This window comes from Streptococcus sp. VTCC 12905, assembly GCF_049893385.1.
Taxonomy (GTDB): Bacteria; Bacillota; Bacilli; order Lactobacillales; family Streptococcaceae; genus Streptococcus; species Streptococcus suis_AA.
Genome location: NZ_JBMVJC010000005.1, coordinates 13,484 through 33,917 on the forward strand (window position 1 = coordinate 13,484; position 20,434 = coordinate 33,917).

At 36.8% G+C, this 20,434-nt stretch carries 19 protein-coding genes and 3 pseudogenes; 16 read left to right on the top strand and 6 right to left on the bottom strand.

Translation table 11 applies throughout. The features are described 5' to 3' along the window. The first annotated feature begins 12 nt into the window (after nucleotides 1–12). The 13 genes and pseudogenes from ACPC58_RS02965 (at nucleotide 13) to ACPC58_RS03025 (ending at nucleotide 10,323) form a co-directional block, all read left to right on the top strand. A complete protein-coding gene (locus ACPC58_RS02965; RefSeq protein ID WP_434065189.1) occupies nucleotides 13–960 on the top strand; it encodes a YbgA family protein in 948 nt (315 codons plus the stop codon). 483 nt (nucleotides 961–1,443) lie between these two features. Continuing rightward, nucleotides 1,444–1,605, top strand: coding sequence for a hypothetical protein (locus ACPC58_RS02970; protein WP_265644271.1), 162 nt, complete (start codon nucleotides 1,444–1,446; stop codon nucleotides 1,603–1,605). Nucleotides 1,606–1,797: 192 nt separating this feature from the next. Then, nucleotides 1,798–2,031, top strand: a pseudogene (locus ACPC58_RS02975) (recombinase family protein); the annotation flags it as partial. A 142-nt stretch (nucleotides 2,032–2,173) separates the two neighbouring features. Continuing rightward, nucleotides 2,174–2,398, top strand: a complete 225-nt coding sequence (locus ACPC58_RS02980) for a helix-turn-helix domain-containing protein (RefSeq protein ID WP_434065190.1) — start codon at nucleotides 2,174–2,176, stop codon at nucleotides 2,396–2,398. An 18-nt stretch (nucleotides 2,399–2,416) separates the two neighbouring features. Further along, complete coding sequence (locus ACPC58_RS02985; RefSeq protein ID WP_434065191.1) at nucleotides 2,417–2,593, top strand: hypothetical protein; 177 nt, start codon at nucleotides 2,417–2,419, stop codon at nucleotides 2,591–2,593. An 80-nt stretch (nucleotides 2,594–2,673) separates the two neighbouring features. Continuing rightward, nucleotides 2,674–3,420, top strand: a complete 747-nt coding sequence (locus tag ACPC58_RS02990; RefSeq protein ID WP_434065232.1) for a Crp/Fnr family transcriptional regulator — start codon at nucleotides 2,674–2,676, stop codon at nucleotides 3,418–3,420. A 149-nt stretch (nucleotides 3,421–3,569) separates the two neighbouring features. Continuing rightward, complete coding sequence (locus ACPC58_RS02995; RefSeq protein ID WP_277843509.1) at nucleotides 3,570–3,878, top strand: iron-sulfur cluster repair di-iron protein, ric; 309 nt, start codon at nucleotides 3,570–3,572, stop codon at nucleotides 3,876–3,878. Nucleotides 3,879–3,930: 52 nt separating this feature from the next. Further along, complete coding sequence (locus ACPC58_RS03000; protein WP_434065192.1) at nucleotides 3,931–5,784, top strand: heavy metal translocating P-type ATPase; 1,854 nt, start codon at nucleotides 3,931–3,933, stop codon at nucleotides 5,782–5,784. 89 nt (nucleotides 5,785–5,873) lie between these two features. Further along, on the top strand, nucleotides 5,874–6,107 hold the full coding sequence (locus ACPC58_RS03005; protein ID WP_276934232.1) for a heavy-metal-associated domain-containing protein: 234 nt from the start codon (nucleotides 5,874–5,876) through the stop codon (nucleotides 6,105–6,107). Nucleotides 6,108–6,640: 533 nt separating this feature from the next. Continuing rightward, nucleotides 6,641–6,771 (top strand): annotated as a pseudogene (locus tag ACPC58_RS03010) (helix-turn-helix transcriptional regulator); the annotation flags it as partial. A gap of 610 nt (nucleotides 6,772–7,381) precedes the next feature. Next, nucleotides 7,382–7,657: a YciI family protein gene (locus ACPC58_RS03015; RefSeq protein WP_434065193.1), complete on the top strand. Its 276-nt coding sequence runs from the start codon at nucleotides 7,382–7,384 to the stop codon at nucleotides 7,655–7,657. A gap of 294 nt (nucleotides 7,658–7,951) precedes the next feature. Next, a complete protein-coding gene (locus ACPC58_RS03020; protein ID WP_434065194.1) occupies nucleotides 7,952–8,914 on the top strand; it encodes a DNA/RNA non-specific endonuclease in 963 nt (320 codons plus the stop codon). A 494-nt stretch (nucleotides 8,915–9,408) separates the two neighbouring features. Beyond that, complete coding sequence (locus ACPC58_RS03025; RefSeq protein ID WP_434065195.1) at nucleotides 9,409–10,323, top strand: magnesium transporter CorA family protein; 915 nt, start codon at nucleotides 9,409–9,411, stop codon at nucleotides 10,321–10,323. Nucleotides 10,324–10,514: 191 nt separating this feature from the next. Here the strand turns inward: ACPC58_RS03025 and ACPC58_RS03030 are convergent. After that, a pseudogene (locus tag ACPC58_RS03030) lies at nucleotides 10,515–10,930 on the bottom strand (transposase); the annotation flags it as partial. A 414-nt stretch (nucleotides 10,931–11,344) separates the two neighbouring features. Here ACPC58_RS03030 and ACPC58_RS03035 point away from each other — a divergent pair. Beyond that, the gene (locus tag ACPC58_RS03035; protein ID WP_434065196.1) at nucleotides 11,345–12,259 is read left to right on the top strand and encodes a magnesium transporter CorA family protein; all 915 of its coding nucleotides are present in this window, start codon (nucleotides 11,345–11,347) and stop codon (nucleotides 12,257–12,259) included. A gap of 154 nt (nucleotides 12,260–12,413) precedes the next feature. Here ACPC58_RS03035 and ACPC58_RS03040 read toward each other — a convergent pair whose 3' ends face one another. From ACPC58_RS03040 to ACPC58_RS03055, 4 genes are all read right to left on the bottom strand, one after another. Then, entirely contained in the window at nucleotides 12,414–14,132 is a 1,719-nt protein-coding gene (locus ACPC58_RS03040) for a phospho-sugar mutase (protein WP_434065197.1), read from the bottom strand. Between the two features lie 90 nt (nucleotides 14,133–14,222). After that, on the bottom strand, nucleotides 14,223–14,792 hold the full coding sequence (locus ACPC58_RS03045; protein ID WP_434065198.1) for an ECF transporter S component: 570 nt from the start codon (nucleotides 14,790–14,792) through the stop codon (nucleotides 14,223–14,225). Beyond that, the gene (gene coaC / locus ACPC58_RS03050; RefSeq protein WP_130554610.1) at nucleotides 14,779–15,327 is read right to left on the bottom strand and encodes a phosphopantothenoylcysteine decarboxylase; all 549 of its coding nucleotides are present in this window, start codon (nucleotides 15,325–15,327) and stop codon (nucleotides 14,779–14,781) included. The genes ACPC58_RS03045 and coaC overlap by 14 nt, the downstream gene beginning before the upstream one ends. After that, on the bottom strand, nucleotides 15,320–16,015 hold the full coding sequence (locus ACPC58_RS03055; protein WP_434065233.1) for a phosphopantothenate--cysteine ligase: 696 nt from the start codon (nucleotides 16,013–16,015) through the stop codon (nucleotides 15,320–15,322). The genes coaC and ACPC58_RS03055 overlap by 8 nt, the downstream gene beginning before the upstream one ends. Before the next feature lie 198 nt (nucleotides 16,016–16,213). On the opposite strand from ACPC58_RS03055, the gene ACPC58_RS03060 reads away from it, so the two are divergent. After that, a complete protein-coding gene (locus ACPC58_RS03060) occupies nucleotides 16,214–17,884 on the top strand; it encodes a formate--tetrahydrofolate ligase (RefSeq protein ID WP_217375000.1) in 1,671 nt (556 codons plus the stop codon). A gap of 178 nt (nucleotides 17,885–18,062) precedes the next feature. On the opposite strand, the gene ACPC58_RS03065 is transcribed toward ACPC58_RS03060, so the two are convergent. Next, nucleotides 18,063–18,905, bottom strand: a complete 843-nt coding sequence (locus ACPC58_RS03065) for a PrsW family glutamic-type intramembrane protease (protein WP_434065199.1) — start codon at nucleotides 18,903–18,905, stop codon at nucleotides 18,063–18,065. 182 nt (nucleotides 18,906–19,087) lie between these two features. Between ACPC58_RS03065 and ACPC58_RS03070 the strand changes: the two genes are divergently transcribed. Beyond that, nucleotides 19,088–20,404, top strand: a complete 1,317-nt coding sequence (locus tag ACPC58_RS03070) for an FAD-containing oxidoreductase (protein WP_434065200.1) — start codon at nucleotides 19,088–19,090, stop codon at nucleotides 20,402–20,404. Nucleotides 20,405–20,434: the final 30 nt, after the last annotated feature.

Consider the following 20,434-nt stretch of genomic DNA (forward strand, 5'->3'; position numbering starts at 1 on the left):
GGAGGAAATGAAGTGAAACCAAAAATCTTAATAAGTAAGTGTTTAGGTTTTGATAATTGCAGATATGATGGTTCTATTGTACAATTCAATCTATTAGATAAAATGAAAGATCAAATTGAATTTATTCCACTGTGCCCTGAGATAGAAATTGGTTTAGGATTACCAAGAGAAAGTCTGCGTTTAATTAAAGTGCAAGACGGTATAGAATTAGTTCAACCTAAATCTAAAAAATATTTAACGTATGATATGAAAAAATATTCCCAAGAGATTCTTAAAAATATTTCCGATATAGATGGAATTATATTAAAAGGACGATCACCATCTTGTGGGATAAAAGATGTTAAAGTATACTCGGGTATGGAAAAATCTCCTGTAATCGGAAAAAGTATGGGTTTATTTGCGGCTGAAATGGAAAAGCATTTCCCTTATTTGCCAATTGAAGAAGAAGGGAGATTAACAAACCTGATAATAAGAGAGCATTTTTTTACAAAACTATATGCGATTTTTAATTTTAAAAAAATGGCACAAAATAAATCTATAAAAAAATTAGCGGATTATCATGCAAAAAATAAATATTTATATTTTGCTTATAATCAAACATTAAAAAACAAATTAGGGTTAATTGTTGCAAATCATGAAAAATTAGAAGCAAATATAGTGTTAGATAATTACTTTAAAGAAATGGTAAAATTATTTTCGAACCTACCTTCTAAAAAGAATTACATTAATGCTTATCAACATATATTTGGGTATTTTTCGAAATTCGCGAGCAAAGAAGAAAAAGTGTTTATCTTACAATTAATGGAAAAATACAGAGATGGAAAGATCGACAAATCTGCCATAGCGAGTATTTTAAAAGTTTACTCTATAAAATATAATATTGAATACTTGTTAGGACAAACTATATTCGAACCGTTTCCAGAAGAATTACTTTCACTAAATGATAGTGGTAAGCTTTAAGATGTCTCAGGTTAGAAATACAAAATTTATACAGAAAAATAAATGAAATCAGTTCAGAATGCTATTGTTAATATCTCTTTATACTTTTGACTCAAGGATGTTTGAACTACGCAACACCCTGTGATGAGATATAGTACAGATGTCTCTTAACCATAGGAGGTAACCCTCAGTTGGTAGAGCAGATTCTCCTGTTAATCCAATAGCTGATGAAATATCTCCTGATGAGAGTTTTAACAGATTCAACTTTCATTTTAGTGGTATCATAGCGATTATAGAGAAGTTCCTCTTTCAGCCTTGCCCACATGCTTTCGCATTGTGGATTATCATGGCATCTGCCACCTACACTATTCATACTTTGGAGAATGCCATATTTACGTATTTCTTTTCGGTAGAGCTCACTAGTGGAGTGCTAACATTAAAGTAGAGTCATGAAACTCACCAAATATATGTTATTATCAAAGCACATAGAAAGGTGAGAACAACATGCAATATGAAAAATCATTTAAAGAACAGGCCGTTAAACTTTTTGATAAAATCGGCGTAAAAGCAGTTGCAAATCAACTGGAATTCCTTACTATACTATTCCACTTGGAGAAATCAGCGAAAAAAATATGGAGCAGATACTTATGTTGGCAGTGGCCATAAAAGAATATCTGCGGATAACAAAGAGCAGCGTATTTTGGATCTGGAAAAAGAAAATGCGTAACTCAAACATTCCAATGAGATCTTACAGGAGCCACTCGGTTTTTTCGCCGTACGCCGAAAGAAGTAAGAGCTCATCAGCGCTACCTTTTCATCTATGCTAGACTGTAGATACTCTGAGTCTAATGATTAAGCATAGCAGATGAGATTGATGAGCTGAGAGACAAGCGACAGATCCTCTTAGTAGAAGATGCCTCCCTCAGTAGCGAGAACGAGCGAATCAATGAGCTGATTGAATTTATCCGCAAGAACAAATTCCGCACCTTAGAGTACGATGATAAGCTTGTAAGGAAGATGATCGAGAGTGTTACAGTCTATGAAGGCCACTTCGTCATAGCCTTCAAATCTGGTATTGAAATTGAAATATGAAAACCAGAAGTAAATAGCCCATGACTCTACAGTAGAGTTGTGGGTTTTCTTTGCTTGTTGACAATAATAATATTTTAATAACTATTGTGCTTATCAACCAAATGGGTTTATAATATTCTTAGCGTAAACTTGGAGGTGCTGTATGACTACGGCAGAAATGATTAAAGAACCGTGTGAGCAAATGAATATAAGTGTTTCCGAACTTGCTAGACGTATTGGCCAGACTCCACAGAATTTCAATAAAAAATTACAACGAGAAATAGTAACCTTGGATGAGTTGAAAGCGATTGCAGATGTGCTTTGTGTCAAGTTTGAGCAGGCATTTATTTTACCAGGTGGGAATGAGATAAATATATCTAATGAATAAAGGAGGCGGTCTAATATAATGATTAGTCCGGAAAGTTACTATGAAGAGTATCTCAAAGGAAAGACAAAGGAAGAAATAATGACCGCCATCCGAGGACTTAAGCAAGAAATACGACGTCTAAAAAGTACACTGGAAAATCCTGACTATGATGACAACGCAATTATTCATCCGGATAGGTTTACCTACATTTACTGAACTCGTGGGTACTTGGAAAAAGCTAAAGAGACCTTTAGAGAGAATATGAAAGGGGCATTCAAATGAAAAAAAAGGATTTGATGCATGAAATTAAAAACCAATGTATAGAAAAACAAGGGTATCACGATGTTACTCACACTCATCATCAAGGACATGAGTCAGCTTCACACGCTTCATGTATCACTGTAGTTCCGATCTTTAATCATTTAGAAGGAGAACAGATGGATGAAATTATGAAAGTAACGAAATCGACCTCTTTTAAAAAGGGTGAAGTAATTTACCGAGAGGGAGATATATCCGACTTGTTATATATTGTAAGTAAAGGGAAAATTCGAATTTACCGTTTGTCTGAATCAGGAAAAGAACAATTAGTGAGAATATTAAATCCAGGCGATTTCACTGGAGAGCTTGCCTTGTTTCGCGAATCAATTCAGGAAGCATATGCAGAAGCAATGAGTGATACCGATGTATGTATGATTAGTAGAAATGATTTACAAGAATTTTTATTAAAGTACCCTACTATATCTTTGAAGATTTTATCGGAATTCTCTAACCGATTAGAAACATCAGAAAAACAAATAACTAGATTTGCCACAGAGAAGGTAGATACTAGATTAGCACTGTTTCTTGCAGAATGCATGGAAAGCGGAGATGTTCCAATGGAAATTGAATTGCCAATGAGTAAGAAGGATTTAGCCTCTTATCTAGGAACTACTCCAGAAACTATTAGTAGAAAGTTAGCTGACCTAGAAAATGAAGGATGTATAAAACAAAAATCAGGTAGAAAGATTGAGATTTTGGATTTAGATGGATTGTTGTTGGTATAGATGTGATAATATAAAGTAAAATAGTAGTAAAAATTATTAAAACATTTAAAATAGACTAAACTTGATTTAGATCAATTTAATTTCGTTCAATCTATAGTATTATATTATCAAGATAAAGAAAAAATAAAACAAGAAAGAAGGAAAAAAATATGTCAAGAGAATTAAATTTTAATCAAGTAAAGGAAACTCATTTGAAAACATTAGCACAATATGTTCCAGTTGTAGCAAAAGTTCATGGAGGAAATCATCCAGAATTCTACCAGGTTCGTAAGGTATATGATGAACTTGCAAAGAAAGCAAAAGATGCGGGAGTAGAAAAGCCGGACTTAAAAGAGGAGTTTGTAAAATTACGTGAAATCACAGATAATTATACAGTTCCAGGTGATGTATGCGAAAGTTATGAAGCAGTATATAACATGTTAGCAGAATTAGATAAAGCATATGAAGCATACAAGTAAACAAACAAAGCAATGAAAAGATATAAATAATCTAATAGGGAGGAGTATGAATATGCAAAATTTTATATTAGGAAGAAAAAACCATATTACAATAGTAAGTGCAATTTTAATAATAATTGCATTTGTCAGTAAATTAGGCTTCGAAAACGAACAAATAGCCATATGGGCATTAGTAATTGCTTCAATTTTGGGAGTTTCACCTATTGCGATTCAAGCGTATCAAGCATTAAAAGTCAAAGTAGTTAGTATTGATGTTTTAGTTACCATTGCAGTTATCGGAGCCATTATAGTTAGAAACTACGAAGAATCAGCAATTGTTACATTTTTATTTCTATTTGGAGCTTTTCTAGAACAAAGGACACTTAATAAAACACGTTCTGCAATTAAAGAATTAACTCAAATGGCACCAGAAAGTGCCTTAAAACAAATGGAAAATGGTGAGTTTGAAGAAGTAGCAATAGATGAAGTTGATGTAGGAGATATTTTGCTTGTTAAAACGGGTGCAAAAATCCCAGTTGACGGTACAGTGTTAACAGGAGAAGGGCATATTAATGAAGCAAGTATTACAGGAGAAGCGGTTCCTGTAAGTAAAAAGAAAGATTCGAGGGTATATGCCGGAACAATTTTAGAAAATGGAACTATTCAAATCACTGCTGATCGTATAGGTGAGGATACTACTTTTGGTAAAATCATTGAGTTGGTTGAAGAAGCACAGGATTCAAAATCAGAAGCAGAACGTTTCATTGATAGATTTTCTAAATACTACACACCAGCTGTTTTAGTTCTCTCTTTTATTGTATGGATATTTTCAAGGGATATTGAACTTGCAATTACAATATTAGTTTTAGGATGTCCAGGAGCATTGGTAATCGGTGTACCGGTTTCAAACGTCGCGGGGATTGGCAATGGAGCACGTCATGGAGTCCTTCTAAAAGGTAGCGAGGTTATTAGTGACTTTAGCAGACTAGATACCATGGTATTTGACAAAACAGGCACATTAACAATAGGAAATCCCAAAGTAGCTGATAAAGAATTTTATACAGATAATATAGATGAAGTATTAGGGTATCTAGCAAGTGTTGAAAAGGAATCAGATCATCCATTAGCAAAAGCAATTGTAGAATATATTGGAGATATAAAATTATATACAGTTGAAAAAACAGATGTTGTAAAAGGTGGAGGAATTGTAGCTCATGTAGAAGGTCATAAAGTTGCAGTCGGTAATGTGGCACTAATGGAGCAAGAAAATATTCTTTTAAGTGAAAAAGCTCGTGCAGATATTGCCAGATTTGAGAAAAATGGAAATTCACTTGTTTTAACATCAGTTGATGGTGAATTAAAGGCATTGATGGGTATTCGAGATCAAATTCGCCCGGGTGTAAAAGATGATCTTAAACAGTTGAAAAAACTTGGTGTTAAAAATCTAGTAGTTCTTTCTGGTGATAACCAAGGAACAGTTGATTTAGTAGCACGTGAACTAGGACTTACAGAAGCTCATGGACATATGTTGCCAGAAGATAAAGCAACATATATTAAAGAGTTACAAGAAAAAGGTCAAATTGTGGCATTTGTTGGAGATGGAGTAAATGATAGTCCTTCACTAGCTCTAGCACAAATTGGAATTGCTATGGGAAATGGAACAGATGTAGCAATCGAAACTTCAGATGTTGTTTTAATGAATTCAGATTTCAGCCGCTTGCCACATGCACTAGGTTTAGCAAAAGCAACCGCTAATAACATGCTTCAAAATATTATTATTGCAGTAGGGGTTGTATTAGTCCTTCTTGCCAGCGTATTCTTTAGTGAATGGATGAACATGTCAATCGGTATGTTAGTACATGAAGCAAGCATATTAGTAGTTATTTTAAATGGTATGAGACTTCTTCACTATAAATTAAGAAAATAAAAATAAATAAAATTCTTGATGTAAATCAATTTATTATAGATATTAATAGTATATAATACAATTAACATAAACTAAAGGAGTGATAAAAAATGCAAAAAGCAACAATTCAGTTAGAAACATTAACATGTCCATCATGTATGCAAAAAATAGAAAATGGAGTTAAATCATTAGATGGAGTAAACAAAAATAACATAAAGGTGCTATTTAATTCAAGTAAAGTAAAAGTGGAATATGATGATGAAAAAGTATCTATAAAAGATATTGAAAACGCCATCGATAAATTAGGATATGAAGTTATAAAATCTCAAGTAAAAGCTTTATAAAATAAGAGGGAATAAGTTTAGTTTTAATGATATCAGATGCTGGTTAGTGTCATCTATGGTAAAGGACACGGTTACTAAGTTATAATGTCGTTGATATCTTCCCACACACGAAAGCCCACAGTGGATATATTCTCACAAAGAGAATTTCTGATAAAAATATTTTGGTTACTAGTTTTTGACAGCTATAACTTCCGCTCAAGCCATGTTGAGGTAGGTGGTTTGCTGGTGAAAGCCTAGAAACCTTTAAACGAAAGGGATAATGAAAAGCCTTGATTGTAAGGCTTTTTTTCTTTTGGGTGTGGAAATATCAAAGTGAGAAAATTTTAGGAATGAGTAGAAGTGATAGCTAGAGATTATCAGTTTTTATTTCCATTAACCTTGTAGGTACGTGTTTGTTTCCATTGACAAGGAGTTTGTGGGAATAGAAACGTACCCACCTTTAAATCGTTTTAATGATTGCCCCTGAAAGTCGTGGTAACAATTAAATATTAACTGTTAAAGGTTTTATAATCATTTTAAGAATTGAGGTAAATATGAACGATCAAGAACGCTTACTAACGAATTTTAACGTTTGCAATCAGGTGCTCATCTATCTAAGTTACAGTTAGCAGATGAGTTTGGAGTTAGTGAAAAAACAATACAGAGAGATTTTTCTCTATTAGGTCATTAATCAGTTGGGAGGTATCGTATACTTGAAACATGCGATTGAAAGAGGCTGGGCAGAAAGTCCATCCTCGCTTCTCAGAGTTCGTGTCAACATCTCAGCGCAGTGGTTGATTGGCTTTAACAGTCTGGGAGACTGTTAAAGGTAGGAGATAAGATTTGCACAGCAAATCTCAGCAGTTCGTGTTTCACACTCCAAATCTGACCATTACCACTGTTGCGAACAAAGTTCGCTCCATTTCCAACCTCAAACTGTCTCCCAGACAGTTTGAGCTGTGCGGGGGTGGGAGTTTAAAAGGTCTGGGAGACCTTTTAAAGTGGGAAATATAAGCTGACGGCAGTCAGCTCACATAAATTGAAGTCTGGGAATAGACTGTTTCAGCTCAACAACTAGAAATAAAGACTTGTTGGCGACTCTTTTTAGACTGGTCGAGTTCTTTCCCACTTCCAGTCTACATGGAAATCAATTCGGCCTATCTATCCTGAACGAAAAATGTTTTAAAATTTTCTTATTTCAATGAAATAACTGAATAAATTTAACCTGAGTCAGTTGAGTGTAGGCATTTACTTTCAAAAACAAATATTAAGGATATACCACAAGGAGGTTTGCTATGCTCTATTTGTATTTAATGATAAATAAGAATGAATTGACTGAACAGTTGATTAAGGACCATGTTGAACATTTGAAGCAACTGGATGCGGAAAATAAGCTTGTTTTATGTGGATCTCTTCATGATTATCCTGGTGGTATGGTTGTTTTTAACGCAGACAGTTATGACCAGGCTATTTTGATTGCTGAAAGTGACCCGTTTATCCATTCTGGTTGTAAAACCTATGAATTAAGAAGTTTAGAAGTTGCCAACAAAGATAATCATAATCTATTTTGAGGGTGTAAAGGTATCAATAGTCCGTTTGACGGGTGGTCAAGCAAATGTCTAGCATTTTAATGACCTCTTTCATCCGTTATTGGTCGGTGTTCAAATGCTCTCCTCTATTAACTTTTGGCAATTAAAAATCTGATACTAAAAACAAAAAACGGATATAAATTATTGGTATATTTATATGCTAAATGATATACTATGAGTGTTGGAGAAAGTAAGTGATGGAAGGTTTTGTTCACTCCTCATTTGCTATTCAATTTGTAATATATCCTTATATGTCATTGTTTTCAAAGGATTCCTATGATTATGAAAAAGATGCGAATTATTTACCTCATTATTTTAGTCTTTGTTTTTTCTGGTATTCCAGTCCATGCTAATCAAACGAATATTGATTACCCAAGCCTTAACTTGCTTACCTTTAAAAAGGAAAAACAGCTGGTTCTTGGAGAGTTTGATAGTCTAGGTAGAGCTACATCAGCTCACATTCAGTTACAAGATAAAGATGAGCCTAAAAAACGGAGAGAACCCAAAATAAAATACAATCCCGTCGGTTGGCATAACTATAAACTAGCTTATGGGAATCAAGGCAAGAAGTCATGGTTATTTAATAGGGGCCACCTGATAGGATATCAGTTTAGTGGCCTGACAGATGAGGGGAAAAATCTGGTTCCGTTGACTGCTTGGACCAATAGTGGTCATTATAAGGGGACGGATTCCAATAATAGTGAAGGAATGCTCTACTATGAGAAACGTCTGGACAGTTGGCTGGCGACTCATCCCAATTTTTGGTTAGACTATCAAGTAAAACCGATTTATACTGGTAACGAATTGATGCCGCGTCAAGTAGTTCTTCAGTATGTTGGTCTTGATGAGTCAGGGAATCTGATCAATATTCAAATCGGCGGTTCAAAAGAATCTGTAGATAGCAATGAAATTACTACGGTCGTTTTAGAGAATTACTCTAAAAATGCCACAATTGATTACTTGAAAGGAACTGCAACACCGTCCCTGGTTCCAACTGAGGAGAGTAGTCAGTCATCCTCTGCTAGCTCAGCGGTTGAATCGCAACCAAGTGAGAGTGTAGAAGCATCTCAACCATCCACTCAGCTGGCAGCTGTTGTTTATATTGCAAGGAACGGAAGTGCAGATGTCTATTGGTATTCAAAAGAAAATATGCCATCCAATACAAATTTGTCAAAAGTTATTGAGATGTCAGAAGAGGAAGCACTCAGTCTAGGAAAACGTCATACGACGAAAGAATAGTGAAACTCTTGTACTGGATAGAATTTGTAAAAAGAACTAAAGATATATAAAAAACGCATAAAATTGATATGATTGAAACATGATTTTATGCGTTTTATGATGTTGAGTATTTTGTAGTCTTATATTCAATGAAAATCAAAATCAGTATAGGCGACGTAGATGCAAATAGAACCGAAGTACATCAAATCAAGTCAAAAACGTCTGATTTTGGTTCTCAAAGAGTAAGAAGATATTTTTTCGAGTCGTTCCTTACTATTCCTTGACCTACAGCTCCGTTTTAAATACACTGATCATCTAGTAGAAAGAAATTTGGAAGGTTATTTGTGAGAGTTTGATTCACTCGCAAGTATCGCTGTGAATGCTATTTTTCCAAGATTATAGGAAGGGTTGTCGATGTAATAATTTTTAAGAAATATTTATTTTTCTTAATCATGCTTGCCAATCCGTAAAAGATACAATAGAATAGAGATAAATCAGTGTGGAGGAACAAATTTGTGATTGAAAAACGTTTTGGCAACAATAATGAGCTGAGCTGGATTATTATCCATTCAGAAAGAGAAATGATAGACAAACAATTAGTCGAAGACTATGGATTAGATAAAGAATTGGTTTCATATGCATTAGACAAAAATGAAAGGGCTCATTTAAAATACAATGTAAAACTCGATCGATTGTTATTGATTTTTAATCTATTAGATATAACAAAAGAGGATAATTATTATGAAACAACACCGATGGCCTTTATCGTGCAACAGAATCAATTTATTACAATTTTTAATGCAAGAAATGCCTATTTCCAGGAAAAATTAGAAAAGTACTTGATGGACCATTCCGTTATGTCCTGTTTTCAATTTCTTTTTGCAGCCCTTACCTTAACTTCTAAAGAATATTTTCCCATACTAGATCAATTGGAAAGTGATAGAGAGATTCTTAATTCCAAACTAAGGAAGAGAACAACTAAGCAACTGCTATTTGAATTATCGGACTTAGAAACAGGTTCAGTCTATTTACTGACAGCGGCAAACCAAAATGTTCTGCTTTTAGAACAATTGAGAAACCATCCGCATATTCAGAAGCTTGGCAGTATCGAACTTGAAGAATTAGATGATGCATTGATTGAAGCGGAGCAATTGTCAGCCATGACACATTTGGATTCTCAGATTCTACGACAACTTTCTGGTGCCTACAATAATATCTTGAACAATAACTTGAATGACAACCTTACCATTCTAACAATCATCTCCATTTTACTCGCTGTTTTATCTGTAATAACAGGATTCTTTGGAATGAACGTTCAGCTACCATGGCAAAACGAGCCACTGGCATGGATTCGGATTGTAATAATCTCTTTGGTACTGCTCATCATTATTACAACACTATTAAACTTGATGATGTCAAGAAGAAATTAGCTGAACTAGATAAGTATGCACATCAAAAGTGGAATTCAACGATAATTCAAATATGAAAAGCAAAAAACAAAAAAGCGAACGATACAGAACTTTCGGAGTAGTTAGTCTTGTACCGGTCGCTATTTTCATTTTAAGTAATCTTGATCGTAATAACTTAGGCTCTTTGTCAACTGTAGTGGGTAGATGAAAAGCTAACACCTAGAGAGGACGAACTTCGTCCTCTCTTTCTTTATCTCTTTCTTGTTTTTAGGAGATAAGCTGAAAAGGGCTCTCCCCAGCCCTTTTCACTGTTCAAAGCAATCAAAATCCGTTTTTTAAAGTTTTCAAAGTTCCTGAAACCAAAGGCATTTCTCTTAATGACTTTGATGAGATTATTGGTAGCTTCCAGTTTGGCGTTTGAATAAGGCAATTCCATGGCGTTTACAACCTTGTCCTTATCCTTTAAAAATGTCTTAAATACCGTCTGGAAAATAGGATTAACAGTGGCTATTTCCTGTTCGATGAGACTGAAGAAATGATCTGAGTTTTTCTCTTGGAAATGGAACAAGAGAAATTGATAGAGTTCATAGTGCTGTCTGAGTTCATCAGAGTAGGATAGGAGTTTTTCTTTGTGGTCTTATATTCAATGAAAATCAAAATCAGAATAGGCGACGTAGATGCAAATAGAACCGAAGTACATCAAATCAAGTCAAAAGCATTTGATTTTGGTTTTCGAAGACTATTGAAGACTATTATTGATTCTCAAAGAGTAAGAAGATATTTATTCGAGTCGTTCCTTACTATTCCTTGACCTACAGTTCCGTTTTAAATACACTAATCATCTAGTAGAAAGAAATTTGGAAGGTTATTTGTGAGAGTGTGATTCACTCACAAGTATTGCTGTGAATGCTATTTTTCCAAGATTATAGGAAGGGTTGTCGATGTAATAATTTTTAAGAAATATTTATTTTTCTTAATCATGCTTGTCAATCCGTAAAAGATATAATAGAATAGACATAAATCAGTGTGGAGGAACAAATTTGTGATTGAAAAACGTTTTGGCAACAATAATGAGCTGAGCTGGATTATTATCCATTCAGAAAGAGAAATAATAGACAAACAATTAGTCGAAGACTATGGATTAGATAAAGAATCGGTCTCATATGTATTAGACAAAAATGAAAGGCCTCATATAGAATACAATGTAAAACTCGATCGATTGTTATTGATTTTTAATCTATTAGATATAACAAAAGAGGATAATTATTATGAAACAACACCGATGGCCTTTATCGTGCAACAGAATCAATTTATTATAATTTTTAATGCAAGAAATGCCTATTTCCAGGAAAAATTAGAAAAGTACTTGATGGACCATTCCGTTATGTCCTGTTTTCAATTTCTTTTTGCAGCCCTTACCTTAACTTCTAAAGAATATTTTCCCATACTAGATCAATTGGAAAGTGATAAAGAGATTCTTAATTCCAAACTAAGGAAGAGAACAACTAAGCAACTGCTATTTGAATTATCGGACTTAGAAACAGGTTCAGTCTATTTACTGACAGCGGCAAACCAAAATGCTCTGCTTTTAAAACAATTGAGAAACCATCCGCGTATTCAGAAGCTTGGTAGTATCGAACTTGAACAATTAGATGATGCCTTGATTGAAGCGGAGCAATTGTCAGCCATGACACAATTGGATTCTCAGATTCTACAACAACTTTCTGGTGCCTACAATAATATCTTGAACAATAACTTGAATGACAACCTTACCATTCTAACAATCATCTCCATTTTACTCGCTGTATTATCTGTAATAACAGGATTCTTTGGAATGAACGTTCAGACACCATGGGAAAACGAGCCACTGGCATGGATTCGGATTGTAATAATGTCTTTGGTACTGCTCATCATTATTACAACACTATTAAACTTGATGATGTCAAGAAGAAATTAGCTGAACTAGATAAGTATGCACATCAAAAGTGGAATTCAACGATAATTCAAATATGAAAAGCAAAAAACAAAAAAGCGAACGATACAGAACTTTCGGAGTAGTTAGTCCTGTACCGGTCGCTATTTTCATTTTAAGTAATTTTGATCGTAATAACTTAACCAACAAATTCGTTGATTTCTTTTTCAATATTGGCGATTTTTTCTTCTGCTTCAGCCAGTGTTTCACCGACAGTCGCAATATAGAATTTGATTTTTGGTTCTGTTCCAGAAGGACGTACTGCAAACCATGAATCATCAGCCAAGGTATATTTCAAAACATCAGATGGAGGAGTAGTGAGTTTTTCAACATTTCCATCTTTGTAAGTCTTGGTTTGAAGGGCAAAGTCTTCAAAGACTGCGATATCTGTGCCGTTAAATTGTTCTGGTGAGTTATCACGGAATTTAGCCATGATAGCCTTGATTTGTTCTGCACCATCTTTACCAGAAAGAGTAACTGAAATAGTTTTCTCAGCAAAGTAGCCATATTCTTTGAAGATTTCATCAATACCATCAGCTAAGGTCATGCCACGAGAACGATAGTAGGCAGCAATCTCAGCAACGATTAAAACGGCTTGGATGGCGTCTTTATCACGTACAAATGGCTTGATAAGGTAACCAAAGCTTTCTTCAAAACCAAACATGAAAGTGTAGTTGTGTTTTTCTTCAAATTCTTGAATTTTTTCGGCAATAAATTTAAAACCTGTCAAGACGTTGAACATGGTTGCGCCGTAGCTTTCAGCAATCTTAGTAACCAACTCTGTTGATACGATTGATTTAGCAAGGGCAGCGTTTGCAGGAAGTGTACCCGCTTGCTTGTTAGCTTCTAAAATATATTTGGCGATAATAGCACCGATTTGGTTACCAGAAAGGTTCCAGTAAGAACCATCTGCTTGGCGTACTTCAACACCAACACGGTCCGCATCAGGGTCTGTTGCAAGAAGAACGTCAGCATCTACTTCACGACCTAATTCTTCTGCCAATGCAAAAGCAGCTTGGCTTTCTGGGTTTGGAGAAGCAACAGTTGAGAAATCAGGATCTGGAGTCGCTTGAGCTTCTACGACTTGCACAGATTCAAAACCAGCTTGTGCAAGAGCACGACGAGCCAACATTTCCCCAGTACCATGAAGAGGTGTGTAGACAATCTTCATATCTTTACCATATTCAGCAATCAAATCAGGATTGATACTCAAATCTTTTAATTCTTCAAGGTATTTTACGTCTGTTTCTTCACCAAGAACGGTGATTAAACCATTTTCTTTACTTGCTTTAAGATCAGCCAATTCAACAGTAAATGGATTCTCAATGGCACGGATATAGTCGGTCAAAGCAGCAGCGTCTGCTGGTGGCATTTGTCCGCCGTCTTCACCATATACTTTGTAACCGTTGAATTCTTTCGGGTTGTGGCTGGCAGTCACCATGATACCTGCGATAGCATTATAATGACGAACTGCAAATGAGAGTTCGGGAGTTGGACGAAGGCTTTCAAAGACGTATGATTTGATACCATGTGCTGCCAAAACTTGAGCAGATTCAAAGGCAAATTCTGGCGAGAAGTGACGTGAGTCATAAGCAATTGCAACACCACGTTTTTTGGCTTCTTCACCTTTGGATTCTACCAACTTGGCCAAACCTTCAGTAGCTTGACGAACAACAAATACGTTAATGCGGTTAGTACCAGCACCGATATAACCACGCATACCAGCAGTACCAAATTCAAGGTTTTTGTAAAATGCATCTTCCTTTGTCTTTTCATCCATTGCAACTAATTCTTCACGCAAATAGTCAGGTAGATCAGCAAAGTCGAGCCAAGTTTGATAGGATTCTTGATAAGTCATTGTAGTGTCTCCTTAAAATTTTTCTCTTAAACGCTTTCAGTATACCATTTTTGAGAGAAAAAATCACGCTTTCACGCGATTTTCTGATATTTATTTTTGGATTTTCTGTAAAGTTGGAACAAGCGCTGCAGTTAATACAGAAGAAATGATCATTTCTGCAATTGAATTGGTACCTAAAACGGTTGCTAACATTGCTTGAATATTTCCATCAAAGACAGAGGAGAAGAGGAAGAAAATACCTCCAAGTACAAAAATAGTATTGGTCATTGAACCAACTGCACCAGCAATGAACAAACCTTTGCGATTTTTTATCCATTTGTATACGAAATAAGGTGTAATTCCGATTAATATACGAGGGACAACTGCAATGATGATTGAATAAACATTACCATTCTCAACAAATGGCGAGAAAAGATAGCTGGTTGGTAGTAAGTTGATAGTATTATGGGTCATACTCATCAAGCCCATGAGAGCCCCTAAGCAAGCCCCAACCCGTGGGCCGTATATAATAGAAGCAATAATGACTGGAATATGTACGATGGTGGGTTTTATTGGAACAGGCAATATATTAAAAATAATTGAACTCAATATATTGATGACAATCATGACAGCAAAGAAGATTGCAATTGTAGCAATTTGATTTGATTTATTTTTTTTCATTAAGGGTGTTACTCACTTTCTCTAAAATATCAGTTACCTCAGCCAAGGCCCCAGTTCCAAAATCTCCACAGGCGAGTAGTGCTTCCCGTGGCTTGACCTCGTCAAATCCATACTCTTCTAAGGTATTCAAATTCTTCTGAGTTGCAGGATTGAGGTACATATTAGTATTCATAGCGGGGGCAATCAATTTTGGGATTCCAATTGGCAAAGCCAGTGCTGTGGCTGTAACAATATTGTCAGCCATACCGTGGGCCAATTTTGCAATGGTATTGGCTGAAGCAGGCGCAACTAGGAATAAATCCGTTTCTTTTGCAATATCAATGTGTTTAATGAGACTGGGATCTTCTTCCACCATGACTTCAGTATGGACAAGATTTTTGGAAAGGGATTGAAGTGTAAGTGGAGTAATGAAGTCCATAGCAGAGCGACTCATGAGCACGGTCACCTTATGGCCAAGTTTTGTTAATTGACTGGTCAAATCAGCCGCCTTATAGGCTGAAATAGAGCCTGTCACGGCAAGTGTTATATTAGCCATTCTGTTCACCTTTTTCTAGTGTATCTAAAATCAGCTGGGCAATTTCTTCCTTTGTGTTTGCCTGCAATTCTGTAGTCGGACTCACTAAAAATCCAATATGCTGATTTTCGCTGATGTCGTTCAAATCATTTGCAAGGATAAAATCAGCATCGTTACGAGCAATACTCTGACGTGCCACCGCAAATAATTCTTCTTTTGGAACACCAACTAAAAGCTTAAATCCTATCAGCGTGATAGTCGGATTCCATTCCTTAACATAGGATATAACCTTGGGTGTTTTTTTCAGAAAAAGAACTTGATACTCATCGTTGGAGGAAATCTTGCTTTCTGTATTTTGTTTATCCAGCAAGCTAGCAATGTCATCCGTATTTTTAAGTTCATCTAATCCAGTCATGTAAACAGGTGTATAGTCAGAAACAGCCATACTATGGATGAGAGCCTGGTGTGTATTGACCAAAGGTTCTAATGTATCTTTCAAACTTTCTACATTTGTAATCTGGACAATGGTTAACCGCTCATGAGGCGCTGGCTTTACAGCCTGCTTCGTCGTAACCAGAGTAACCTCGTGCCCTGCATCCAAGGCTTTTTCAGCAATCAATTTTCCTAAATGACCAGAGGCGTGGTTTGTTATGGCGCGGACTTGATCGATGGCTTCACTAGTCCCACCAGAAGTAATCAATAATTTCATGTTCATATTTTACTAAAATTTCTATTTTTAGTAAAGTTTTAGAGACCGTTTTCAATTAGGAAATTGCCAAATAAATCATTTATATTGGAAATAAGACTAGTAAAATACGTACGTTTTGATACAATGATATTGAAATAATACATGATTTACGAAATCTATGCTATACTATATCTATAAAAAAGGGATATAGGAGAAGTTATGAAGTCAGATATCGAAATTGCACAAAGTGTAACTTTGAAACCAATCACAGAAATCGTTGAAAAAGTTGGTATCAGCTTTGATGATATTGAACTTTACGGAAAATACAAGGCAAAATTGTCTTTCGATAAAATCTATGCAGTCAAGGAAAATGCGCCTGGTAAGTTGATTTTAGTAACAGCTATCAACCCAACGCCAGCTGGTGAAGGTAAGTCGACCATTACCATCGGTTTGGCTGATGCCCTTTCTAAAATTGGAAAGAAAACCATGATTGCATTACGCGAGCCTTCATTGGGTCCAGTGATGGGGATCAAGGGTGGCGCTGCAGGTGGAGGATTTGCGCAGGTCTTACCGATGGAAGACATCAACTTGCATTTTACTGGCGATATGCATGCCATTACGACGGCTAACAATGCTCTTTCAGCCTTGATTGATAACCATCTCCATCAGGGAAATGCATTAGGTATTGACCAACGCCGTATCATCTGGAAACGCGTTGTTGATTTAAATGACCGCGCTCTTCGTAAGGTAACTGTTGGATTGGGTGGTCCGCTCAATGGTATTCCTCGTGAAGATGGATTTGATATTACCGTAGCTTCTGAAATCATGGCAATTTTGTGTTTGGCGACAGACATCAATGACTTGAAAGAACGGTTGGCAAATATTGTTATCGGATATCGTTTCGATCGCAGTCCTGTCTACGTGCGTGATTTGGCGGTGGAAGGTGCTTTGACCCTCATTTTGAAAGACGCTATCAAGCCAAACTTAGTCCAAACGATCTATGGCACGCCAGCTTTTGTTCATGGTGGACCCTTTGCGAATATTGCTCATGGCTGTAACTCAGTTCTTGCAACTACAACAGCTCTGCGCTTGGCAGACTATACTGTGACTGAGGCAGGCTTCGGTGCAGACCTTGGCGCAGAAAAATTCCTAGATATCAAAGTTCCGAATCTTCCAAAAGCACCTGATGCTGTGGTAATTGTAGCGACACTTCGTGCCCTTAAAATGCATGGTGGTGTAGCTAAGTCAGATCTTTCTGCTGAAAACTTAGAGGCTGTGAAAGCTGGTTTTGCAAATTTGAAACGCCACGTTGAAAATATTAAGAAATTTGGTATTCCAGCAATTGTAGCAATTAATGAATTTGTATCAGATACTGCTGATGAGATTGCAACCTTGAAAGAACTGTGTGCTGAAATCGGTGTACCAGTTGAATTGGCAAGTGTTTGGGCAAATGGTGCTGATGGTGGTGTTGAGTTGGCTGAGACAGTTGTTGCAACAATTGAAAATCAGGTTGCAAACTACCAACGCCTTTACAAATCAGAAGATAGCCTAGAAGAGAAAGTGACTAAGATTGTCACAGAAATCTACGGTGGTACAGGTGTTGTCTTTGAGAAGAAAGCACGAAATCAATTGGCTGAATTTGCCAAGAATGGATGGGATCAATTACCAGTCTGCATGGCCAAGACCCAATACAGTTTTTCAGATAATCAATTTGCACTGGGTGCTCCAACTGGATTTGCAATCACCGTTCGTGAATTTGTTCCAAAATTGGGAGCTGGCTTCATTGTTGCCTTAACTGGTGACGTCATGACCATGCCAGGCTTACCAAAGGCACCTGCCGCACTTAATATGGATGTAGCAGAAGACGGCACTGCAATTGGATTGTTCTAAGATGAAACGAAAAATCCGCTTTTTACGCGGATTTTTTTCTATATATACTTTTACTTCTATACTCGAATGAAGACCCTTTAGTTAAGAACTGTGATGATGTAGTCGAATGAATCAGCTTTCAGATAAAAAACTGAGTTGCAGAAGTACTAAAGTAGGTCAAGCCGAAAGTGACAATATGTCAAAGCTTATTCAAATAACTATCTTCAGGGAGTTTATCTACCATGTGATAGGCAAGCAAACCAAGTAAGATACTCATTACTGGGAACACTGTACTGAGGATACCTGTATTGAAGGGAGAATTAAACAGGAAGTGGAGTCCCATACTGGCAAATAGCCAACCTGCTCCTTGTGTTTTTGACATACCTGAATCTTTAGTCAATAGCGCAACTAGACCAATTGCAAAGAGCATTGTAAATACCCAATGGGTCCAACCAGCTTGACCAACGCGCTCGATGATGGTTTCGAATCCATCTAATTTACCCATGAACATATCACGGAAGGTAAACATGCAGTCCTCTATGAGTTGGAAACCAAGTCCAGCAATAATTCCGCTGACTAAAGCATGTTTTAGGGTGAGTTTTCTACAAATCAGTAAGACAAGTAGAACCACTAAACCTTTACCAAACTCCTCGGCAAATGGGGCGGAGACTGCAGCTCCCCAATCTGCTTTAAAGTTATCACTTGCTTTAACAATCTCAATCCAAAAGTAGCCTACTGCCATGTGACCAAGCTCTGAGAATGCCATACCAGCAGTTAAACCAAGTAGCCAAGATAGATTTGTAACTTTTTTGGAAATATGATAACGTTTAGCCAAGTAGCGAGTGAGATAGAGAAGGGGAAGTAGATAAATTGCAACTAATGATATCGTTAGGAAGAAGAGAGGGTATTTATCCTCCATACCATTGGGTTTTCCAAATTCTCCGAAGACAATTTTACATCCACTGACAAATCCAATCGCTGCCAGCAAGATAGGGAAGTAGGTTTTACAAGAATGAAGTAGTTGTTTCTTGTTGTGTACCAAACTGTATTAATCAACTAATGCATGAATACATTGCAACAAAGAAAAAAGTTTTGTCTAGTAATTATCGGTTTTTCCGAACGTTTTTTTACTATGTTCTTTCATTTTTTCACAGCGTAGCAGTTTTATGCTAAATTGAATCATTTTTGATATACTAAGAGCAAACAGAAAAAAAGGAGCAACCTATGGAACAATATGATTTAGTAGTCATTGGTTTTGGAAAGGCTGGTAAGACCTTGGCAGGGAAGCTGTCAGCAGCTGGGAAGAAGGTTGCCTTAGTAGAGGAAAATCCTGCTATGTTTGGCGGGACTTGTATCAATATTGGCTGTATTCCAACCAAGACTCTTTTAGTTGCAGCAGATAAAAACTGGACTTTCGAGCAGGTCATGGAGCAAAAAGAAACCGTTACTACTCGCTTGCGGAACAAAAACGAGGCAGTCTTGAAAGGCAGCGGTGCTAGTTTGTATCAAGGACACGCGCGTTTTGTGGCGGATAAGGTTGTGGAAGTATCAGCAGGTGAGGAATCCATCCAACTGACTGCGGAAACTATTGTTATCAATACAGGTGCTAAGTCGCGCGTCCTACCAATTCCAGGTTTGTTGGATTCAGCTCACGTTTATGACAGTACTGGCATTCAGAATTTGGAGGTTCGTCCTGACAAGTTGGCAATTATCGGTGGTGGTAACATTGGACTGGAATTTGCTGGACTTTACAGCAAACTCGGCAGTCAGGTGACAGTATATGAAGCCAGCTCTGCTATTTTACCAAGAGAAGAAGAAGTGGTTGCTAAACTAGCTAAGGAGTATATGGAAGAAGCAGGCGTGACCTTCGTTCTCGGAGCAAACATCGAGCAAGTGGCTGCAGCAGGAGAGCAGGTTGCCGTGACTGTCAATGGTGAAACAGCTAACTTCGATGCTGTCCTATATGCGACAGGTCGTGTGCCAAACACTGCTGACTTGGGCTTGGAAAATACGGCGATTGAGGTTTTGGATAATGGTGCTGTTAAGGTGGATGACAACTGTGAAACCACTGTTCCAGGTGTCTACGCAGTGGGTGATGTAAATGGCGGTCCACAATTCACTTACACATCTCTAGACGACTTCCGTATCGTCTTCGGCAAGTTGACTGGGACTGGAACTTATAGCTTGAGCCAACGTAAGTCAATCCCAACCAGCGTCTTTATTACGCCTGTACTTTCTCGTGTCGGTCTGACCGAGAAGGAAGCCAAAGAAGCGGGTTACGACTACATTGCCAATGAATTGCCTGTTGCCAATATGCCACGCGCCCATGTCAACAACGACCTCAAAGGTATTTTCAAGGTCATCGTGGACAAGGAAAGTAAGCTTGTTCTTGGTGCAACTCTCTTTGGTCACAATTCAGAGGAGCTGATTAACTTGATTGCTATGGCAATTGACAATAAGATTCCTTATACCTACTTCAAAACACAGATTTTCACCCATCCGACTATGGCTGAGAATTTGAATGATGTCTTTAATTTTTAATAGTGTAATAACCGTCCAATAGGGCGGTTT